This is a genomic window from Haloimpatiens myeolchijeotgali (genome assembly GCF_042688525.2).
Taxonomy (GTDB): domain Bacteria; phylum Bacillota; class Clostridia; order Clostridiales; family Clostridiaceae; genus Haloimpatiens.
In genome coordinates this window covers 1,224,140-1,240,708 of record NZ_JBHWAB010000001.1, presented here as the reverse complement: position 1 = coordinate 1,240,708, position 16,569 = coordinate 1,224,140, and the positions used below count along the sequence as shown (strand labels likewise).

The following is a 16,569-nucleotide window of genomic DNA, read 5'->3' as shown; positions in this document are numbered from 1 at the left end:
CTATCTCTATCTTTATCTTCCATATTATCATTTACATATATATATCCAGACATTTTATATTTCACTCCCTTCTGTTATATAATATGGACATCTTGTACTATAAGTTACAAATAAAACATAATATTATTTAGTAACAATCTTTAAATTTAAAGCATAAACTAAAATATAGTATGTAATTTGGTATAAAAGTTTAAATGGAGGTTTTTATATGAACAATGACTTTATAGATATAAAAGGGATAACTCCTTGTTATAAATTCCCTAAAATACCACCTTGCTACCCTTGTAAAGAACTATGTGAAGAAGATAGATTATGCATACCATGCCAAAAACCAGATATGGAATGTTTATTAGATGTATCAGTACACTTATCAGTATCATGTTTTAAAGTAATAAATACACCTATAGGTAAAAAACTATTTATTAAAGGAATAAAAAATATAAGAATTTTATATGTAGCAGATGAACCTTCTCAAAGTGTTCATGCTGCACACTTTAATGTACCATTTTGTATGTTCATTTTATTAAAAAATATTCCTTGTAAAGTAATAGATATTTATACAGCTATAGAAGATATACAAGTAAATCCTATCAACGAAAGATGTTTTTCAATATCCATATTAATATTTGCTTGTCCAGTTTTTAAACGTAAATATCATGATTGTAAATCTTATGAAAAGAATTGTAATAACGCAAATTATCGCTGTTCTGATTATGATAAAAAGAAGAGTTATTTAGATTTTGATACAAATGAGCAGTTCAAAGAAAATAATGATTCAAAAAATCATCTTCACAAAATTAATACTTCTTATGATTCTAATGATGAATTTGATTTTGATATAGATTTTAATGAGTTAAGTAATAATGATGAAAATTCATAAATAAAAATTCGTATAACAAATAAGAGTATATGATACAAACATCATATACTCTTATTTATTATAATTATTACTCAACTTTCGCAGGACAAAAATACTGCTTACCGTAGCAGCTATTTTTCATCTACGAAAGTTGAGTTATTATTTTTAAATAATCTAAATTTAGCATTTACCAAAATAGTAATGTTTTTAAAAATAGTTCTCTCATCCTTTTTTTCTGCAAAAATATCTTCTATATAAGATTTAACAATTATTCTATTTTGTTTTAGTAAATCATATGCTGAAGTTCCATTTAATTTATATGGAATAGCTATATATATACCTCTTACAATATTTTCAAAATTAACTATGTGAACAGATTGATTCTCTTCATCTGCTGAGTATTTTACTTTTTGACTAATTTTTAAATCTACAACTAGCTTTGCACCATCAAACTTTTGTCCTTCACTTGATAGACCATTAACCGTGTCTATAACTCTTAAAGACAATATCTCTGTGTCTACCATTATAGATAATAATTCTTTTATATCAGGTTTTTTATAATCTAAAGTTACTATTTCGGGAACGCTTACTTCATTAAAATATTTTAAATTTTTAGGAAATTTATTAGAAACGCCTATTCCATCTACCATTTTCCTTACAACATTAGCCATCATACCGTCTCCTATTCACAAAACTCAGCATTTAAAAGTATACTAATATTTTTAAATATATGTGTTTTATCTATCTTCTTAACAAATATATCCTCTATATATCCCTGTACACTAATAGGTGTACCCACTACAAAATCTTCTGGTAATATTATAAATGAACTAAATGGAACATTAAAATGTACTGCATGAAGTGATTGAGTCGGCTCATGTGCTGAATATTCAATTTTTTGTTTTATTTCTCCCTCAATAATTACTTTCCATCCTGTTAATTTCTGACCTTCTAACGATGTAGCCTTAGGCGTTTTTATAACTCTTGTATTTGTTATATAAACTTCACACATAACTTTTACTATCTGCTCCATATCTGGTTTTGTTACAGGAATACTCAAGTTTTCTTGAATACTTATCTGTTTAAATGATACCGGATTATTAGGCATATAATCTGCTAAACCGGAATATTCAATAAACTCTCTAACAACACTTGCCATAATAAGGTTAACCTCCAATAAAATTTTTATTTACCTAAATATATAATTGTTATATTTTGATTCACTATCTTAATATATGTCTTTCTAAAAAATACATGGTCTATAACTTAATTCTATATTCTCTGCCTCTATATTTGTTAATTGAAATTTTTCTAAATTTGATAATAATATACCGGATATATTATAATATTGCAATCCATTTGATGAATAATAAATTTTATCTCCTTCCGGTGACCATGTAAAATCTTTTATTTTTATGCCTTTATTATTATTAGTTAAATTCTCTAAACTATTTTTATCCAAATTGTATACATATATATCATCTTTATTACAATTACCTCCTAAAAATGCAATTAAATTAGAACTTGGACTACAAGATATCTTTTTCACTAAATTAATTCCATCTGGAATTTTCACCATGTTTTCTTCATGACATTTCAAATTTAAAATAACAACTCCACAAGAACATGTTGAAAACTTTATTATACTAGCAATGTGATTGCCATCTATTGTAAAACAAAAATCTTTTGCATTAAACAATGAATTTATTTCTTTGCAGTCTCCATCATATCTATCCATTTGCCATAAACTATTTTTTCTATTCTCTTTTCTTAAGAAAACAATTTTATTATATTTACTTAAATACTTAGGTTTAAAATTCTCAACACCTTTAGAAGAAAAAGTTAATTGTTTATAATTTAAAGTACGTATATTTATAGAAAACAACTCAAAATTTTCTTTTATTTTTCCTGAGAAGATAATATTCTCATTATCAATCCAACAAAAATCTTTTATTAAAGCAAATTTTCTTTTATCTGTGATTGTCTTAATGAAAGAAGTTTGAGGATTCAATATACACAATTGGTTTTCTTTTTTCTTATAGCACAAAAATGCTATTTCTTTTCCTACTTGAGACCATTTAGGCATCATAACTTTTTCTTTTTCATAGAATGTGTTTTGTATATTATTACTTCCATCACTAAAGCATGTAAAAATATTGCTATTTTTAAAACTAGAATGTATTGTATAACATAGTTCATATGTTGGAATATATTTAATTTCAAATAAAACATGTATATAATTTAAAATTGCTCGTACACCAATATTTTTAGTAATTATATCTTCTATGTATGCTATAGGTTTTAATTTTTTAAATTTTACTAATGCTTTAGTATCTGTACCTTCTATCCTTTCTGGTATAACTACAAAAACACTATGATAAAAATAATTCTCAAAAATATGAACATTTTCATCTTGTATCTTAGAAATATACATTATTTTCTGTTTAAATTTTATTTTTACTACAGCTTTTTTTCCTGATGAATACTTTTCATCATTAGACTTTCCTTTTATTGTTTTAATTGTATCAACAGATATAATTTCGTAATCTACCATAGAAGATACTATATAATCTATATCAGGTAAATTATCATCTAATCTTATTTTTTGTGAAATACAGTCTTGAGTAAAATATTTCATACCTTCTGATTTGCATCTACAAATTCCTATCTTATGCAGCATATAAACACTCCCTCATATTAACCACTACTACATAATTTATATTCATAAAAATATTATATAGACTAAAATATTACTAAAAAAACGTGACATTAACTTAAAAATTCTTCATACACTTTTACATGTTCATCAATTGAATGCTTCCATGTGTACTTGTTTTCTTCATCAAAACATTTAATGAGTTGTATTTTCTTTTCTCTATATTTTTCATTAGTGATTAACTCAATAATTAAATCTTCTATTAAATTCTGTCTTTCTATATCAACATACATAGCTTTTTTATCTAAGATTTCTTTAAATGAAGAAGAGTTTGTACAAATAACAGGTGTATTACATTTCAACGCTTCTACACAATTCATAGGAAACCCCTCATACTCAGAAAAATCAACTACACATTTAGCACCACAATAAAAGTAAGTCATATATTTTTGTTCTATCATATTCATAAATATAACACTTTCTTGTATATCTAATTTTTTTATATTTTCTTTTAACTTATTATAATAATTGCTCCTTTTTCCATTAATTTTTCCTATGATAACAAATTTTAATTTTGGAATTTTCTTTTGAATTTTTGAAAAAATATATATAAATTTTTCTAATTGTTTTCTTGGATGTATGCTACCGCAAAACAATATATATTCATCGTCTAAATTATATTTTTTATGTAAATAATTTTTCACTACTTCTTTAGATATTGGTTTAAAAATTTTAGAACACCCTGGATAAATAGTTTTTACCTTATCCTCCTTTATATTGAAATATGATTTCAATTCACTTTTTATAAAATCAGAAACAACAATTATTTTGTCAGAATTAATTATAGCTTTAGGAATACTATAATAAAATTTTTTACAATACTTCTCATCTACTTTTTCTTCATTACTTAATGCATATAATTCATGTATTGTAGATATATACGTACATTCCTTGTTTTGTGGCAAACTAAATCCATTATTAGGTGAATGATATATCTTTATATTATTTTTATTAATAACTTCTGATATACTACTATAATCATCATTTTTTCTGTTTATAGATAATTCAACATAGTTTAATTTATTATAATTATGAAATTCATTGATTTTCTTCTTCATTTTTCACTTTATCCCAAATAATATAGTATTTTTGCTGTGAATAATATTCTAATAACCCATTTAACAATCCATAAGTATAAGTATATATACCACTTCCCTTAAGTAACTTAATTCCTAATCCATCTATGCAAATATTCATTTCATACCTCCTTATGCAAACTATAAAAATTCACTATCTATATCTATATGCTTGTCATCAAAATCTTTATTTAATATTTTTTTATTATTGCTTAATTTTTTATTCAACGCTATCTCTTGATCTGTTACAGATATTTCATCATTTTTTTGCAAATTACTTTTATTTAAATTTTCAACATTTAAATCTTCATTTGGTATCATAAGAGTACTTTCATATGAATTTCCATCTTCAAACGTTTTATCACCATAACAATGTATACATAAAAGCATTATCATATTATTACTTATTGTTTTACTATCTACAATTGAAAAATAGGAATCAAGAACTTTCACATCAATGCCTCTTATTTCTTTACCTTCACATGGTACTTTAAAATATACATTAAAAGTACTTTTCAAATTTAAAACTACTATTTTATTCTTATTTAATTTTTCTGTACATAATATTTTATAATTTCTAATTCCATCAAGAATTACTATACTGCCTCTTTTATATTTCATAATTTTTTTTGATTTTAATTCTATATCAATAAACACTTCACATATATTTTCAATTTCTGGTTTGTCATAAGGTATAAAAATATACTCTTTATCACATTTTTCTATAACATTTTCAAATGACATATTAGCTAATTCTTCTTCACTTATTAAACCTTCTATATTAATAAAATTTCTAAGCATATATTCTACTCCTACCTTTAATAATTTAACTAATATATATATATTAAAAATATTGAAGTATATTCCCTTATTTTTTTCATTATGTAAGAATCCCAATAATATATTTAAGGTTATTTGTATTTACATAAGTAACACCACACACTAAATTTACATATGATTAAATATAAGCATATATAAATTAGGAGGTTTATCGATGGGTGCTCAACTAGTAAAATTTAAATTCACCCCAAAAGAAAATCAACAAATTGAAGCCTTGGTGAAGATACCTGAAGAAAAAAGAAGTGTTATACATGGAACTGTAATTGACAGAAACAATAAACCAGTAAAAAATGCAGTTGTAAAACTATTACTTTTAAAAGATCCTAAAAATCCACTTTCAATATGTTCTATAACTCATACTTTCACAGACGTATATGGTCAATTTTTATTTGGTCCTCTTTGTCCTAATAAATGTTATGTAATAAAAATTTGGTACAATGATGTAGATATAAAACCTTTAATAGTTAAACCTCAACCTGGAGATAGTTATTGTTTAAAATGTACAGATTGTTCTAATTATTGTGATGAAGGTATAGAATCTACTACCATTAGTTAAATAATTCAACTTTCGCAGATGGAACATATCCGCTACGGGAAATGATATCTTGCTTAGAAACCTTTCACTTTAAAAATAATTAATAGTTAATAATGAATAATTAATAATTAAGGAAATTTTGCCTTAGGGCAAAATAACTAATATATAATTTTAAATTTTTGCTAAAGCAAAAATCAACCTTCATTATTAATTTTCAATTATTAATTCTTAATTGATGTTAAATGTTTCTTACGCAAGATATCATTTCCCGTAGCGATTGTATTTTGTCTGCGAAAGTTAAATTATTAATTTTTAATTTTCATTCAAATATTCCTGTTCTTATACAAGTTTTATTTTATAATATAAAAATATTGTCTAATACACTGTACATTTCCTTATTTAATTCCCTTATCTAAATATTCTCTAATTTTTAAATTCCAGAACTCGTATACATCAGGTTTCTCATCTTTAACTACTGACAAGAATTCATCTAATGCACCTAATTTATTTAATCCTTTCATTAAATGTCTAGGATAAATTACATTTTTAGAATAATTATTTTTAGGATCAATTACTGTTAAAGAAAAATTTTTTCCTACATATAAATCTTTACATCTAATATCTAACTTATTAAAATGAAGCCTTTCAAATTCTTTAATAAGTTTTATAATATTATGTGCTATTTTTTTATTAAATCCTTTCTTTTTAATATATTTATCTAGACGTTCCCCACCTACATAATCTCTTATAATGTAATAATCGCCCCAATCATACACATCAGGAAAATATTTACTATCTTTAGTTTTCTTCAAAATACTATACTCTTTTTGACAAACTTTTTTATATTTAAAAATTTTAATTACTTTTTTATTATTAATTGAATATACTATTCCATTATGACCACTTCCTAAGAATTCACACTTCTTTAGTATTTTTTCAACTTTATTATTTAATTCAATATAATAATCACTATTTTTACTCATATTATCCTCTTTCCTATAATCATATTAGTACATTGTATGAAAACATTTTAAAAAGTATTTACTAAATAAAGCAAATATTCTAATAAAAAAACAAATAAAATTTTCTAATTTTTATAACATTTGTTTACATTTTTTTTATTTGAGCATATACTATATTATCAGTATCTTTCCTATATACTAGAATGCTTAAACTTTGCTGAAAACTACTTAAACATAAAGGAGGGATACTATGAGTCATAAACATCATTGTTGTTCTAATTATAATTGCTGCAATAAATGTTGCTGCAATTATGGATATGGATATAATAATTATAGACCCGGATGTGGTTGTTTTCCTTTTTTAGGTTTATTTAATAGATGTGGTTGTGGTTGTAATTATGGATGTAAAAGTATAATTGGTCTGCTTATTCTTTTAAGCTTTTTAGATTGCTAAAACAAAAGCATATATAGCATAAACATAAGCTATATATGCTTTTTTTCAAATATTTATATTTTAAGATGTAGAAATTGTACCTTAAGGCACAATTTCCTTATTTGTACTTTGAACTTTATACTTTGTACTTTTTCTAGATCCTATTATAGACCCTATTATTATAAAACATATTCCAGCAATAATATTTATAGTAAGATTTTCTTTAAGAAATATTAATGCAAGTATTGGTGCAAGAGCAGGTTTTATAAAAAATGCTGTTGATGCCTTTATAGGTGATGTTTCTTCTATAGCTTTCAAATAAAAGATATATCCAACTCCTGTAATTATAATTCCCATATACAAAATAGTTGGTATATTTTTTGTAGTAATGCCACTTATTATAGGAATATCTTTTAATAATAGAAATATTAATAATACTAAGTCACCAATAAAAAATGTAAAAAAGTTAAAAACTGAACCTCCATATACTTTTAACTTCTTTTTACTTACAACAGTATATAGTGAAAATGAAATTGCAGATGCTAAAGCAATAAGCATACCTTTGATAACATTTACATCAACATTCATTTTGAAAGGATTAAAAATGAATAAGATTCCAATAATACACAATACAATAGAATAAATAGTTTGTTTTGTTATCTTATCTTTGAGTAATAAAACTGCAAAAGGTATAGTAAAAATAGGGTTTGTACAAAAAATTACAGCAGTTATCGAAGCTTCCTTTGTATATTCCACTGCAATTTGAAGTAATGCCATAGAAATTGGAACACATATAGTACCTGTAAAAATAAAATAAAGTAAATCTTTCTTCTTTAATTTAAGATTTTTTCTTTTCAAATCCTTTATTGCAAAAGGAAATAACATAACAGCCCCTATTAAAAATCTCAAAAATGTTACTTGGAATGAATTCAATTCTCCAACCACCATTTTCCCTGCTATTTCCATAGTGCTAAAAATAAATGCTGTTAAAATAATGTACACATATCCTTTTTTCATAATTAAATCGCCTCTTTTATAAATTTCCCCTAGTTTAAAATTTATTTCATATATTAGTTAATAATAACTAATATTTTCATAAGTTGAAATTTTTACTTTACAAGTACAATGATAATGAAATAGACTTTATTTATCAAGTAATTTTAAATATTTTCTAATAAAATAAAAACTTATATTGTGAAAAAAAAATAAGTTTCTATATCTTTAAGAAACTTATAAAACTTATAATTTTTAATTATATTTATACTGAAAAGTATTTTTTCTAATATAATCTACTAATAACTTGTCCAATAATTGACTTAATTTAATTATCTTTTCATTTGATATATCTCCTTCATTCTCTCTAATAAGTTTATTTAATTTTGTTCTAGTATTTTCTATTTCATCTTTTAACTCAGTAAAATTGTTCACCAAAATTCTCCCCTAACTATAAATTCAACAACATTATTTTACATATATTCTATTTTTATTTTAAATTAATTAAATTTCATATAATATCTATTTTTTTACAACAATATATTTATACCACTATTTTACTATTATTTCAATAAATATTATAAAATTTTTTATAAATATTCTTTTTTGAGCATACGTTCTATTTCCTCAGAGAGTACCGGTTTACTAAATAAATATCCCTGAATAATATCACAATTTTCTTTATCCAAAAATCTAAATTGTCCTTCCTTTTCTACTCCTTCTGCAACTACTTTCAATTTCAAAGCTTTAGCCATAACTATTACTGCTCTTACAATAGCTTCATCTACAGATTTTTCATTAACACCATCTACTAAGGATTTATCTATTTTTAAAGTATTTATAGGATATTTTTTTAAATAACTCATTGAAGAATATCCCGTTCCAAAATCATCTAATGCAATATCTATTCCCATTTCTCTTATGCCATTTAATGCTTTAATTACAAATTCTAAATTATTAAGTGTACTAGTTTCTGTAATTTCCAATTCTAAAAATTCTGTATTCATTTGTGTATCTTTTAATATTTGTTTTAATTTATTTATAAAGTGTACATCTTTTAGCTGTTGTACTGATACGTTAACAGAAATTTTTAATTGCTTTAACCCTTTTTTTCTCCATTTCATATTTTGTAAACATACTTGTTTTAACACCCATAATCCTAACTTTTTAATAATTCCTGTTTCTTCAGCTATAGGAATAAACTCTGATGGACTTACAATTCCTAATTCACTACTATTCCATCTTAACAATGCTTCTGCCCCTACAATTTTTCTAGTCTTTATATCTACCTGTGGTTGATAATAAATAGTAAACTCATTATCTTCTAATGCCTTGTTTAATGAATTTTCTATAAGCATATTTTTTAACATCTTACTTTCCATATAAGGATAATATATTTTATATCTATCTCTTCCTTCTTCTTTTGCTTTATACATAGAAATATCAGCATTTTTCAATAAAGTTTTAAAATCCTTTCCCGAATAAGGATATATTGCAATTCCTATACTCATAGTTATATTTATATTAAAGTCATTTACTTTAAAACCTTTTTTTATATCTTCAATTATTTTTCTAGCTATTTTTACAACTGACTTTTCAGTAACATTTTCAGTCAATAAAATAGCAAATTCATCTCCACCCATTCTTGAAACAATGCCATTTTTATTTATTATACATCTTATTTTCTGTGCTACTAATTGAAGAAGTCTATCTCCAACATCATGTCCTAAAGTATCATTTATCATCTTGAATCTGTCAATATCTAAAAACAATAGAGCAATATTTTTCTTTTCATCAAATTTTAAGTTTTTATAAAATAATTCTTCTATTTTACTTCTATTATAAAGTCCTGTTAATGTGTCGTGATATGCTAAGAATAGAATTTTTTCTTCGTCCTTTTTCTGTTTACTTATATCCTCCATTATAACTAAAAAATTTTTAATGTTTCCATCGCTGCTCGTAATTGGAGATATTATTACTTTTTCTATATATAATTCCCCATTTTTCTTTTTACTAACAATCTGTTTTTTCCAAGTTTGTCCATTTTTTATTATAAAATGAATATGGTCAACTTCTTCATTTGTACTATTATTAAATTTTACATCAAAAATATTTTTACCATATACTTCTTCAAAATCATATCCTGTAATTTTAGTAAAAGCTCCATTTACATATTCTATTTTTGTATCTATATCTATTATTATAATTTCGCTAGGACTTTGCTTAACTGCACATGCTAATTTCTCTAATTCACCATATACTTCTACTAATTGGGATATATCATTTAAAGTTATTATTACTCCTTTTACTTTCATATTACTCTTAAAATTAGGTAATATTTTTAGAATAAAATATTCTCCTTTGTCTGTATGAACCTTTTTTTCTTGTTTTTCACCTGTTTCTATCACCTTTTTACACAAACTATATAGTTCTACATTTTTTAATCTTGTACTTACATTTTTTATACTTTTACCAATATATTTATCACTTACACTTATATATTTAGTTATTCCATTTATATATCTTTTTATCTCTAACTTTTCATTTAAAAAAATTATTCCTATTTCGCTATTACACAAAAATTTAATTATATCATTATCTATATCAATTATCTCTTCAATATCTTCATACTTATCTTTACTAATAACACTTAAACACATATCTAATACTTTATCATTTCTCATTTTTATTATTCTAAAAATAAAATATATTTTAGAATAATTCCTCCCTTCTTCTGAACTCAAATAACAAGCTACTTTCCTAATATATACTATTCATGTACTATCTATAAAGTTATAACTATATTACTTTTTAAAGTTAAATTATTTAATTTTCTCAGTATTTAGTCATTCCTCTAAAATAAAAATTACTACAGGAATGATTTCCTATAGTAATTTCTAAACAAATTTATTCCTCTCTACTTTATTTTTATATTCTCATTTAAGATTTTTGCTAAATCAAAAATCAACCTTTATTATTCGTTTTTAATTATTAACTCAACTTTCGCAGTAAAAAAACACTTCTTAGCGAAGGAAAATGATATCTTGCGTAAGAAACATTTGAACAAAGTTTACAAGTTCTTAGCTTTACGAATTTGAAAAAAGTTATTTTTTAATTACTGATTCCTACGGAATATTAATTAAAAAATCTTTTTTTCAATATGAGTAAAACTTAGAACTTGTTACTGAAGTGAAAGGTTTCTAAGCAAGATATCATTTCCCGTAGCGGCTATTTTCACCTGCGAAAGTTGAGTTATTAATTCTTAATTGATATTAAAGTATTCATAACAACTCTCTTTTTTATGAGATTTAACTATACTCAATTTTTACTTTTGATCCACCTTCACCAGGAATTGCAGGAGTTACAATTACTTTGACAGGGACCCTATTTCTAAGTTCTTCTACATGGCTTATTATACCCACACATAATTTTTCTGATCTTAAATTTTCAAGGGATGTCATTACAATATCTAATAAATCACTATCAAGCGAGCCAAATCCTTCATCTAAAAAGAAAAACTCTAATGGTGCACTTCCTTTTAATTGTATTTGTGATGACAAAGCTAATGCTAAAGATAATGAAGTTAAAAATGTTTCTCCACCAGATAATGTACTCGTTGACCTTCGCGTTCCTCCGTTGAAATCATCTCTCATTACAAAATTTCCATCATCATTAATCTCTAATGCGTATCTACCTTTTGTAATACTTTTTAACCTTTTAGATGCTTCTACAGCTATATATTTTAATTGGCTAGTAGCCACAAACTCAACAAATTTATTACCTTTCACTAAACTATCTAAATGCTCAAATAAGCTTACCTTATGTTCTAACTCTAATTTAACTTTTGTTAATTCTTCAACTTGATTTAAGTCATTTTTCATATCTACAAGTTCTTTCTGCTTATGAACTTTTATTTCTAATTTTTTCTTTAATACCTCTTCATTTTGTTTTCTGGTTTCTACAATACTATTCCACTGTTCTTCATCTATAGTTTCGTTATTAAGTCTTCCTCTTATTCTTTTTATATTACTTTTTACTTCTTTAAACTTATCTTCATAATCTTTAATTAAATCTTCCAACTCTTTAATTTGTTGTTTTGTCATTATATATTTAAGTATATGTCTTTCATCTTCAAAATTATTTTCTTTCATTACCTTTAGTAATTTATCTTTCTGTTCGCAGCATAAACTACCTAATGTAGATTTTTTCTTTTCTAAGCTTACTTTATTTTTTTCTTCATTGTCTTTTTCTTTCATCTTATTGTCCAACATTATCTTTAAATCATTTTCTAACTTATTTATATGTTCTATATCATCTTTAACTTTAACTAACAAATCTTCTGGCTCATTTTTATCACAAATTTTATTAATTTCTTCTTTATACTCATTTATATATTGCTTCTTTTCTTTGCCACTTTGTTCAATCTTTGACTTTTCACTTTCATATTTTAATAATTCAGTTTGAATTTTTTCCTTTTGAACATTAAATTTATCTAAATTTAATCTTATTTCTTTATCTTTATCTTTGAGTTCAACTAACTCCTCGTCATATTTTTTTAATTTATTAGCTTCTTTTTCTATATCATCTATACTTAATATATTAATTAATTTATCATATTTATTATATATTGCTGCATGTTGACTATTAATTTTATCTAAATCGTTATTTATATTTAATAAATTTTCTTCTACATTTTTAATTTTTTCTGTTAAAGCAGCATATTTTTTATCAATATCTGATTTATCATCTCTTGTTTTCAATAACTCTTTTTCTAATTTTTCTATATCTGTATTCCAATTATCAATTTCAATTTTAAGCTTTTCAAATTCTATTTGTAATTCATTTTTCTTGTCTTTACATTTAATTAAGTCTTGATCTTCTAATATATTTAATACATCTTTTATCTCTTTATTTACATGATCTTCATCTTTTTTTACCTCTGCTATTTTAATGTTATATGATTGAATTATCTTATTAATTTCATCTATTTCTTTTTGCAATTTTTCTTTTATAATGTGTTTTTCTTCGATTTCTTTTTTATCTATCCTATTTGGCAATTTTATATGATGAGTAGAACCACATACTGGACAAGGCATACCTTCTTTTAAATTTTCACTTAATATACTTGCTAAATTCTCATTCTTTATTTCCTCTAGCTCATTTTTAACATTTTCAATTTCTTGTTTTACCTTTTCATATTTTTCAGTATACTCTTTTAGTTTGCTTTCATACTCTTTTTTATTGGATATTATATCATTATAGTATGTCTGCAATTTTATTTTTTTCTCATTACTTTCAACTAATTTATCATATTCATCTTTAACTTTATTTAATTTCTCTTGCTTTTTTAAAAGAATTTCATTATTACCTGGAAACTTTTTATCTAATTCCTTTTTTTGATTTATTAACTGCTCCAGTGTATTAGTTTTATGCTGTCTTTTTTCAATTATAATTTGTAAAGTTCTATTAACTTGTTGTGATACATTTAAATATTTTTCTTTTTTTTGTTTTAACTCTCTTTCTGTAATTTCTAATTCTTTAACCTTACAAAATTTTTCATATGCGTTTTGAATATTTTCCCTATACTTAGGTGAAACACTTATTTCATTAATTCTCTTCTCCAATTTTTTATGTACTTCATCTAAACTTTCTTTTTTCTCTTTAATATCATTTACTTCGCCTTTTAGTTTTGATACTACTGATGCTGTCTTTTTATATTCTAAAGCTAGTTTATTCCTCTCCTTTTGAGTATCACATATTTTTTTCTTTATATCTATTGCTCTATTTAAATCAGACTCCATCCTTATAAGCTTTGGTATTTTTTCTTTTTGCTTCTTAGCTGCTGATTCATATTCTTTTTGTATTTTATCTTGTTCCACATTAATTCTTGATAAAGCTTCTACAGTAACTTTTAATTCCTTATCATTCGATTTGATTTTTTCCATTGTTTCATTAACATTATCTATGAAAGGCTTCACATTCAAAGCATTTTTTGCCAACTTGAGTTTTTCAGTATTATCATTCATTTCTTCAGACTTTTTATTTAAAACTTCATATTTATTTTCGTAAATTTTTAATTCATTTTGCAATTCCCAAACACTTCTATATTTTTCATATAACTCATCATATTTTAATTTTTTTTCCTTTAACATATTTTCTTCTTTTTCAAGGACATTTAATTCTTTTTTTAATTTATCATATTCTTCCTTAGATATGCCATTATATCTATTTAGTTCTCCTTTTATACCTAATAAAAGTTTTTCATTCTTTCCTTTTCCCTTTTTAATTCTTTCTCTCAAAACTTTTCCATATCTTTCTAATTTAAATATTCTTTCTAACATGCTTCTTCTTTCTAAACCCGTTAATCTCAAAAACTCACTAAATTTTCCCTGTGGAAGTACAACAGATCTAGTAAAATCCTCTGCTGATAACCCTACTATCTTCTCTATTTCCGTTCTTACATTACTGGCTCCCTCAGCTAGTACATTTGTATTTTCAACTCCTACTTCACTTACTCTTGCTAATGTAGTTTTATATCTACCTTTCTTATCAATTTTCATACTTCTATCACATATATAATCTTTTCTATGATTGCCTACACCTATTTGAAATTCATAGCTTACTTCTAACTCCTTAGTTTCAGTATTTATAAATCCCCTGCTGTCTCTATTAACTTTACCATACAATGCAATTGTTATTGCATCTAATATAGTAGACTTACCACTCCCTGTAGGACCAAATATACCGAAAAAACCTTTTTCAGTAAGATTAGAAAAATCTATAACTTGCTTTTCTACAAAACTGTTTAATCCTCTAATCATTAATTTCTTGGGTTTCATATTCTTCACCGTCCTCATTATTTTCATCTACTATACTTAAAAATAAGTCTAATACTTCTTCACTGGGCATAATACCTTTTTCATGTTTATAAAATTCTTTAAAAACTTCATCCATACTTTTTTCAGTTAAATTTTCAAAATCAGTTTCTTCTTCATCTTGACCTTTAATTATAGGTTTTATTTCAATAATATCCTTTTTATATTTTTTCATTTCTTTTATTTCTTCTTGTAATAAAACTCTATCAGTTTTTATTTCTAAATATACCCAAATTTCTCTTTCGCTGTTTTCTTTACATTTATCAATAGCTTCCTCAATACTTTCACATTTCCAAACCTCTATTGGTTTATAATTTTTAAAATATACTTCTTTAATGTCAGCTTCCTGTCCTACTTTTAAATCTACTATATATGCACAGTTCGTATTATGTCTTTCACTTTTACTATATTGTATTGGTGCTCCACAATATCTAACTCTTCCCTTTGTTCCTTTTACCTTCTGTGGTTTATGTAAATGTCCAAGAGCAACATATTGAGCTTTTTGTGGTATTTTAGATGCAGCTACTGTAAGACTTCCTCCTAATTGTATAGGGCGTTCTGAATCTGAACTTTCCCCTCCTAATACAAATAAGTGCGATACTGCTAAATTTATAGTATCATCTCTATATTTTTGAGATAATTCACTAAAAACATCTCCTATTCTATCTGAGTAGTCCTTTTGCCTTTCTTCTTCGTTCAATTTATCTGAAATTATCTCATTTAATCTTTTTTCACTAGGATATGGAAGAGTTATTATAACTGCCTTTTCTCCATTCATATTTATCTCAAAATATCCTTCATCAGACTCTACTATTTCAAATTGCCCACATTTTCCCTTCACTGCAGTGCTTCTAGGTGTACCTAACATTATTATTCCTTGTTCGTACGCTAAAGGAGATGCAGCTATTAATCTTTCTGGATTATCATGATTACCTGCAATTACCAACACTGCTCTTTTACCATTACAACAAATTTCTTTAAGTGCTCTATAAAATAACTTTTCTGCCCTAGCCGGTGGATTGCTGTTATCATAAATGTCCCCTGCTATTATTACCATATCAACATTTTCTTTATTAACTATATCTATAAATTCATCAATAAACTTTTCTTGTTCAGAAAGTCTACTATTACCTTCTAGCATTTTACCTAAGTGCCAATCAGATGTATGAATAATTCTCATCAAATTATGCCCCCAATTCTCATATTTTTAACTTTATAATCTCTCTAATCTCTCTAATCTTTATTGTAATTTATTTTCTATATAATGTCACGCAGTACAA

The 16,569-nt window shown here is 24.5% G+C and carries 15 protein-coding genes; 3 read left to right on the top strand and 12 right to left on the bottom strand.

All coding sequences use genetic code 11. The features are described from left to right. The first annotated feature begins 208 nt into the window (after positions 1–208). Complete coding sequence (locus tag ACFIJ5_RS05525; RefSeq protein ID WP_379804770.1) at positions 209–880, top strand: DUF3794 domain-containing protein; 672 nt, start codon at positions 209–211, stop codon at positions 878–880. Between the two features lie 110 nt (positions 881–990). Here the strand turns inward: ACFIJ5_RS05525 and ACFIJ5_RS05520 are convergent, their stop codons facing one another. From ACFIJ5_RS05520 to ACFIJ5_RS05495, 6 genes are all read right to left on the bottom strand, one after another. Further along, entirely contained in the window at positions 991–1,530 is a 540-nt protein-coding gene (locus ACFIJ5_RS05520; RefSeq protein WP_379804768.1) for a hypothetical protein, read from the bottom strand. A gap of 11 nt (positions 1,531–1,541) precedes the next feature. Continuing rightward, positions 1,542–2,018, bottom strand: a complete 477-nt coding sequence (locus ACFIJ5_RS05515) for a DUF3794 domain-containing protein (protein ID WP_379804765.1) — start codon at positions 2,016–2,018, stop codon at positions 1,542–1,544. 84 nt (positions 2,019–2,102) lie between these two features. Then, entirely contained in the window at positions 2,103–3,539 is a 1,437-nt protein-coding gene (locus tag ACFIJ5_RS05510) for a TolB-like translocation protein (RefSeq protein ID WP_379804763.1), read from the bottom strand. A gap of 89 nt (positions 3,540–3,628) precedes the next feature. Beyond that, a complete protein-coding gene (locus ACFIJ5_RS05505) occupies positions 3,629–4,633 on the bottom strand; it encodes a glycosyltransferase family 4 protein (protein ID WP_379804761.1) in 1,005 nt (334 codons plus the stop codon). Then, entirely contained in the window at positions 4,614–4,772 is a 159-nt protein-coding gene (locus tag ACFIJ5_RS05500; protein ID WP_379804759.1) for a hypothetical protein, read from the bottom strand. The genes ACFIJ5_RS05505 and ACFIJ5_RS05500 overlap by 20 nt, the downstream gene beginning before the upstream one ends. Positions 4,773–4,792: 20 nt before the next feature. Further along, on the bottom strand, positions 4,793–5,452 hold the full coding sequence (locus tag ACFIJ5_RS05495) for a hypothetical protein (RefSeq protein ID WP_379804757.1): 660 nt from the start codon (positions 5,450–5,452) through the stop codon (positions 4,793–4,795). 193 nt (positions 5,453–5,645) lie between these two features. Here ACFIJ5_RS05495 and ACFIJ5_RS05490 point away from each other — a divergent pair, with 193 nt between their 5' ends. Beyond that, positions 5,646–6,047, top strand: coding sequence for a peptidase associated/transthyretin-like domain-containing protein (locus ACFIJ5_RS05490; protein ID WP_379804754.1), 402 nt, complete (start codon positions 5,646–5,648; stop codon positions 6,045–6,047). 374 nt (positions 6,048–6,421) lie between these two features. On the opposite strand, the gene ACFIJ5_RS05485 is transcribed toward ACFIJ5_RS05490, so the two are convergent. Beyond that, positions 6,422–7,009 (bottom strand): protein kinase family protein, encoded by a 588-nt coding sequence (locus ACFIJ5_RS05485; protein WP_379804752.1) that lies wholly within the window; start codon positions 7,007–7,009, stop codon positions 6,422–6,424. A 229-nt stretch (positions 7,010–7,238) separates the two neighbouring features. Here ACFIJ5_RS05485 and ACFIJ5_RS05480 point away from each other — a divergent pair, with 229 nt between their 5' ends. Next, complete coding sequence (locus ACFIJ5_RS05480) at positions 7,239–7,442, top strand: hypothetical protein (RefSeq protein ID WP_379804749.1); 204 nt, start codon at positions 7,239–7,241, stop codon at positions 7,440–7,442. A gap of 81 nt (positions 7,443–7,523) precedes the next feature. Here the strand turns inward: ACFIJ5_RS05480 and ACFIJ5_RS05475 are convergent, their stop codons facing one another. The 5 genes from ACFIJ5_RS05475 to ACFIJ5_RS05455 all read right to left on the bottom strand — a co-directional run bounded on the left by ACFIJ5_RS05475 (position 7,524) and on the right by ACFIJ5_RS05455 (position 16,469). Next, positions 7,524–8,438, bottom strand: coding sequence for a DMT family transporter (locus ACFIJ5_RS05475; protein ID WP_379804746.1), 915 nt, complete (start codon positions 8,436–8,438; stop codon positions 7,524–7,526). 231 nt (positions 8,439–8,669) lie between these two features. Continuing rightward, positions 8,670–8,849, bottom strand: a complete 180-nt coding sequence (locus ACFIJ5_RS05470; RefSeq protein WP_379804743.1) for an aspartyl-phosphate phosphatase Spo0E family protein — start codon at positions 8,847–8,849, stop codon at positions 8,670–8,672. A 155-nt stretch (positions 8,850–9,004) separates the two neighbouring features. Beyond that, on the bottom strand, positions 9,005–11,098 hold the full coding sequence (locus tag ACFIJ5_RS05465; protein ID WP_379804740.1) for an EAL domain-containing protein: 2,094 nt from the start codon (positions 11,096–11,098) through the stop codon (positions 9,005–9,007). A 624-nt stretch (positions 11,099–11,722) separates the two neighbouring features. Then, entirely contained in the window at positions 11,723–15,253 is a 3,531-nt protein-coding gene (locus ACFIJ5_RS05460; protein WP_379804737.1) for an SbcC/MukB-like Walker B domain-containing protein, read from the bottom strand. Continuing rightward, entirely contained in the window at positions 15,228–16,469 is a 1,242-nt protein-coding gene (locus ACFIJ5_RS05455) for an exonuclease SbcCD subunit D (RefSeq protein WP_379804734.1), read from the bottom strand. Before ACFIJ5_RS05455 ends, ACFIJ5_RS05460 begins: the two co-directional genes overlap by 26 nt. Positions 16,470–16,569 lie beyond the last annotated feature (100 nt).

Excerpts from the sequence above, each read along its gene's own strand:
- ACFIJ5_RS05480 (WP_379804749.1), top strand. The coding sequence starts at position 7,239 with ATGAGTCATAAACATCATTGTTGTTCTAATTATAATTGCTGCAATAAA.
- ACFIJ5_RS05465 (WP_379804740.1), bottom strand. The coding sequence starts at position 11,098 with ATGAGAAATGATAAAGTATTAGATATGTGTTTAAGTGTTATTAGTAAA.
- ACFIJ5_RS05510 (WP_379804763.1), bottom strand. The coding sequence starts at position 3,539 with ATGCTGCATAAGATAGGAATTTGTAGATGCAAATCAGAAGGTATGAAA.
- ACFIJ5_RS05505 (WP_379804761.1), bottom strand. The coding sequence starts at position 4,633 with ATGAAGAAGAAAATCAATGAATTTCATAATTATAATAAATTAAACTAT.
- ACFIJ5_RS05520 (WP_379804768.1), bottom strand. The coding sequence starts at position 1,530 with ATGGCTAATGTTGTAAGGAAAATGGTAGATGGAATAGGCGTTTCTAAT.
- ACFIJ5_RS05500 (WP_379804759.1), bottom strand. The coding sequence starts at position 4,772 with ATGAATATTTGCATAGATGGATTAGGAATTAAGTTACTTAAGGGAAGT.
- ACFIJ5_RS05460 (WP_379804737.1), bottom strand. The coding sequence starts at position 15,253 with ATGAAACCCAAGAAATTAATGATTAGAGGATTAAACAGTTTTGTAGAA.
- ACFIJ5_RS05475 (WP_379804746.1), bottom strand. The coding sequence starts at position 8,438 with ATGAAAAAAGGATATGTGTACATTATTTTAACAGCATTTATTTTTAGC.
- ACFIJ5_RS05455 (WP_379804734.1), bottom strand. The coding sequence starts at position 16,469 with ATGAGAATTATTCATACATCTGATTGGCACTTAGGTAAAATGCTAGAA.
- ACFIJ5_RS05515 (WP_379804765.1), bottom strand. The coding sequence starts at position 2,018 with ATGGCAAGTGTTGTTAGAGAGTTTATTGAATATTCCGGTTTAGCAGAT.
- ACFIJ5_RS05485 (WP_379804752.1), bottom strand. The coding sequence starts at position 7,009 with ATGAGTAAAAATAGTGATTATTATATTGAATTAAATAATAAAGTTGAA.
- ACFIJ5_RS05490 (WP_379804754.1), top strand. The coding sequence starts at position 5,646 with ATGGGTGCTCAACTAGTAAAATTTAAATTCACCCCAAAAGAAAATCAA.
- ACFIJ5_RS05495 (WP_379804757.1), bottom strand. The coding sequence starts at position 5,452 with ATGCTTAGAAATTTTATTAATATAGAAGGTTTAATAAGTGAAGAAGAA.
- ACFIJ5_RS05525 (WP_379804770.1), top strand. The coding sequence starts at position 209 with ATGAACAATGACTTTATAGATATAAAAGGGATAACTCCTTGTTATAAA.